Origin of the sequence: Roseomonas sp. 18066 (genome assembly GCF_902706185.1) — a bacterium.
In the GTDB taxonomy this organism is placed as follows: Bacteria; Pseudomonadota; Alphaproteobacteria; order Acetobacterales; family Acetobacteraceae; genus Pseudoroseomonas.
Window position 1 is genome coordinate 1 of the sequence record NZ_CACSJM010000263.1, and the last position, 4,294, is coordinate 4,294.

Consider the following 4,294-nt stretch of genomic DNA (forward strand, 5'->3'; position numbering starts at 1 on the left):
TATAAGAGACAGGTCCCACCCCCTTCCGAAGGATACCGACATGGCCAAGGGCCAGAAGCGCAACAACCGCGAGACCAAGAAGCCGAAGGCCGAGCCGCCGGCGGTGGTGCACGGCGCGCCCAGCCTGGTCAGCAAGGGGATGCAGTCGCTGGTGCTGCCGAAGAAGAAGGCCTGAGCATGACCGGCCCCGTCACGGCCACCGCCGCCCGCTACTGGGCGATCCCGCCGCCCGGCCGGCCGCAGGCCACGGCATGACCATCGAGCCGACGCGGCCGCGGGCCGTGGCCAAGCCCTGGGGCAGCCCCTGGGGCAGCGCCGTTCTTGAGCCCTGGCGCCATCTGGGCGAGGCCGGCGACACGGTGGGCGAGATCTGGTTCGAGCGCAGCAGCACGGCGGCGCCCGAGCCCCGCCTGCTGCTGAAGCTGCTGTTCACCACGGCGGCGCTGTCGATCCAGGTGCATCCCGACGATGCCTTCGCCCAGAGCATGGACCTGCCCTGCGGCAAGTCCGAGGCCTGGTACATCCTGGCCGCGGCCGAAGGGGCGCGGGTCGCGCTCGGGCTGCGCCGGCCGCTGGACGCGGCCGCGCTGCGCGCCGCGGCGGCGGATGGCGCCATCGCGCGGCTGGTGGCCTGGCGCCCGGTCGCCGCCGGCGAGGCGATCGTCGTGCCCGCCGGCACCATCCACGCGATCGGCGCCGGGCTGGTGGTGGCCGAGATCCAGCAGCGCAGCGACACCACCTTCCGCCTGTTCGACCACGGCCGGCCGCGCCCGCTGCAGATCGAGCAGGCGGTGGCCGCGGCCCGGCCCGGCCCGGCGGAGGAGCAGGCGGCGCCGGTCGTCCTCGCCGATGGCCGCACCCTGCTGGTCGCCGACCCGCATTTCATCCTGGAGCGGATCGACCTGCCGCCGGCCTCGCTCTGGCAGCTGCGCGCGCTGCAGGAGACCTGGGTGCTGGCGATCGCCGGCGGCGCCCGGCTCGGCGAGCTCGACCTGGTCCAGGGCGAGGCGCTGTATCTCGACCGCGCGCAGGCCGTGCTGCGGGCCGGCCCGCAGGGGCTGCAGGCCCTGGTCGCCTATCCCGGCCCGGCGCTGAACACCGACCTGCTCGAGCCGGACGGCGCCCAGGTCATCACCGCAGCATCCGCGCAGCGGACGGAGGCCTTCCCGTGACCGAACTGAGCCGCATCGCCTTCATCGGCAATTCGCTGCCCCGCCGCTGTGGCATCGCCACCTTCACGACCGATCTGCAACGGGCGGTGGCCGGGCTGCGGCCGGGGCTGCAGGCCGGCATCGTCGCCATGAACGACCACGGCCACCACTACGACTACCCGGCCGAGGTCACCCTGCAGATCGACGACCACCGGCTGCAGGACTATCTGCACGCGGCCGACGTGCTGAATGCCAGCCGGGTCGACGTGGTCTCGCTGCAGCATGAATTCGGCATCTTCGGCGGCGAGGCGGGCGGCAATATCATCGCCCTGCTGTCGCGGCTGCAGATGCCGGTGGTGACCACGCTGCACACCGTGCTGGCGGCGCCGAGCACGGCGCAGCGCTGGGCGCTGGACAGCATCGCCGGCCTGTCCGCCCGGGTGGTGGTGATGGCGGAGAAGGGGCGCGAGCTGCTGCGCGGCGTCTATGGCGTGCCGGCCGAGCGCATCGACGTGATCCCGCACGGCATCCCGCATTTCGCCTTCGTCGAGCCGGATGCGGCCAAGCAGCGCCTGGGCTTCGGCAGCAAGCCGGTGATCCTGACCTTCGGCCTGCTGTCGCCGGGCAAGGGCATCGAGGTGGTGATCGACGCGATGCCGCAGATCCTGCAGCGCTGCCCGGACGCCGTCTATGTCATCCTCGGCGCCAGCCATCCCAACCTGGTGCGGCACGAGGGCGAGGCCTATCGCGAGAGCCTGGTGGCGCGCGCCCGCAAGGCCGGCGTCGAGGCCAGCGTGGTCTTCGTCGACCGCTTCGTCGAGCCCGACACGCTGCTCGAATACATCTCGATGTGCGACGTCTACGTGACGCCCTATCTGGACGAGCACCAGATGACCTCGGGCACGCTGGCCTACAGCTACGGGCTCGGCAAGGCTGTGGTCTCGACGCCCTACTGGCATGCGCGGGAGCTGCTGGCCGATGGCGGCGGCGTGCTGGTGCCCTTCGGCGACGCGGTCGCCACCGGCGCCGCCATCTCCGGCCTGCTGTCGGACCACACGCTGCGGCTGGCGCTGCGCAAGCGCGCCTATGCCGGCAGCCGGGCGATGCTGTGGCCGCGCGCGGCCGAGCACTACCTGGCCGCCTTCGACCGCGCCCGGCGCGAGCAGGCGCCGCGGCTGGTCGGGCTGCCCGCCCCGGTGCCCATCCCGGTGCCCGCCCCGGTGCCGGCCCCGATGCCGGCGCCTGGCACCAGCCTGGGCGCCGTCATCGGTGTCGCGGCCGGGCAGGAGGCGGCGCCGCCGCACCTGGCCGGGCTGCCGGCGCTGCGCACCGACCACCTGCTGGCCATGTGCGACAGCACCGGCCTGTTCCAGCACGCCGTGCATGCGGTGGCCGACCGCGCGCATGGCTATTGCGTCGACGACAATGCCCGGGCGCTGCTGCTGGCCTGCGTGCTGGGCGAGGCCGGCGAGCGCCGGCTGCCCGACGTGCTGGTCGGCCGCTTCGCCGCCTTCGTGCAACATGCCTGGAACCCCGACACCGGGCGCTTCCGCAACTTCATGAGCTTCGACCGCCGCTGGCTCGAGGATCGCGGCTCGGAGGACAGCCACGGGCGCACCCTCTGGGCGCTGGGCGAGACGGCGCGCGCCGATGTCAACCCGTCGCGCCGGCGCTGGGCGGCGGCGCTGTTCGCCGAGGCGCTGCCGGCGGTGGAGGGCTTCACCTCGCCGCGCGCCTGGGCCTTCACCCTGCTCGGGCTGGAGGGCTATTGCGCGGTGGCCGCCGACGACGTGGCGGCGGCCCGGCTGCGCCGGCGCCTGGCCGATCGCCTGGCCCGGCTGCTGGCGCTGCAGGCGACGGCGGAATGGTGCTGGTTCGAGGACGGGCTGTCCTACGACAATGCCCGCCTGCCGCAGGCGCTGCTGGTCACCGGCATGGCGCTGGGCCTGGCCGGCCATGTCGAGGCCGGGCTGCGCGCGCTGCGCTGGCTGATGGCGGTGCAGACCAGCCCGGCCGGGCATTTCCGCCCGGTCGGCAGCGAGAGCTTCGGCGACCTGCGCTGCCCGCCGCGGCCCTTCGACCAGCAGCCGCTGGAGGCCACCGCGGCGATTTCCGCCTGCCTGGCCGCATGGCGGGCGGAGGGGGGCGCCGAAGGACGGGCTGAAGGACGGGCCGAGCGGCAGGACGACTGGCGCCTGCAGGCGGAACGCGCCTTCGCCTGGTTCACCGGGCGCAACGACCTGGCGGTGCCGCTGGTCGATGCCGCCACCGGCAGCTGTCGCGACGGGCTGCACCGCGACCGCGCCAACGAGAATCGCGGCGGGGAATCGGTGGTCTCCTACCTGCTCGGCCATGTCGAGATCCGGCAGCTGGCGCGCGCCCGGCCCGCGATGCCGACCCTCGCGCTGCTCGCCTGACCCGGCCTTGACCGGGATGCCCTTCGTCAGCCGCCAGGTCTCCGTCCTGCGCCCGGATCCGGCCCGCGTCATCATCCGCGCCTTCAAGCCGGCGGTGGAGCCGCGCGACCTGAACCCCACCGACCGGGCGCGCGCCAACCACATCGTCGGCCGCGTGCTGGCGATGCAGCCCGACCAGGCGCGGGCCCAGCTCGACGGCGTGCTGGCCAATTTCGAGGGCCGCCACCGCAACCTGCTGGCGAGCTTCGAGGCGCGGGCGCGGGAGATGGAGACCGCCTTCGCCCACCACGCCCCCTTCACCCCGCTGCAGCGCCGCCTGGTCGGCGCCTATTTCCTGCATGAATATTCCTTCGAGGCGGCGGCGCTGTTCAACCCCAGCATCGTCGTGCATCCGGACCAGGCGGCGGCCCCGCCCGGCGGGCTGCGCTTCATCCTGTCGCTGCGGGCGGTGGGCGAGGGGCATGTCTCCTCGCTGACCTTCCGCGCCGGGACGCTGGCCGCCGATGGCCGCGTGACCCTCGACCCCACCGCGCGGCTGGCATCGATCCCGGCGATCCGCAGCCGGGTCGCGGCGGCCGGCGGCGAGGTGGTCGAGGTGGCCTTCGACCCGGAAGGCGACATCAGCGAGCGGGTGATCTTCCCGGTCACCGAGGCGCAGTCGAACGGCATCGAGGATGCCCGCTTCGTCACCTTCGACGAGGACGGCGGCGGGGCGGGCGACGCGGC

3 protein-coding genes and 1 pseudogene are annotated in these 4,294 nt (G+C 73.8%); all 4 read left to right on the forward strand.

Annotation, left to right across the window (positions count from 1 at the left end):
- The first annotated feature begins 40 nt into the window (after positions 1-40).
- Positions 41-175 (forward strand): hypothetical protein, encoded by a 135-nt coding sequence (locus GVN67_RS30405; protein WP_255430450.1) that lies wholly within the window; start codon positions 41-43, stop codon positions 173-175.
- Between the two features lie 76 nt (positions 176-251).
- A complete protein-coding gene (locus tag GVN67_RS28285; protein ID WP_160000642.1) occupies positions 252-1,172 on the forward strand; it encodes a class I mannose-6-phosphate isomerase in 921 nt (306 codons plus the stop codon).
- Positions 1,169-3,568 carry a glycosyltransferase family 4 protein gene (locus GVN67_RS28290; protein ID WP_160000643.1) on the forward strand — a complete coding sequence of 800 codons (2,400 nt, stop codon included), beginning with the start codon at positions 1,169-1,171 and terminating at the stop codon, positions 3,566-3,568. The genes GVN67_RS28285 and GVN67_RS28290 overlap by 4 nt, the downstream gene beginning before the upstream one ends.
- A 16-nt stretch (positions 3,569-3,584) precedes the next feature.
- Positions 3,585-4,294 (forward strand): annotated as a pseudogene (locus tag GVN67_RS28295) (glycosidase); the annotation flags it as partial.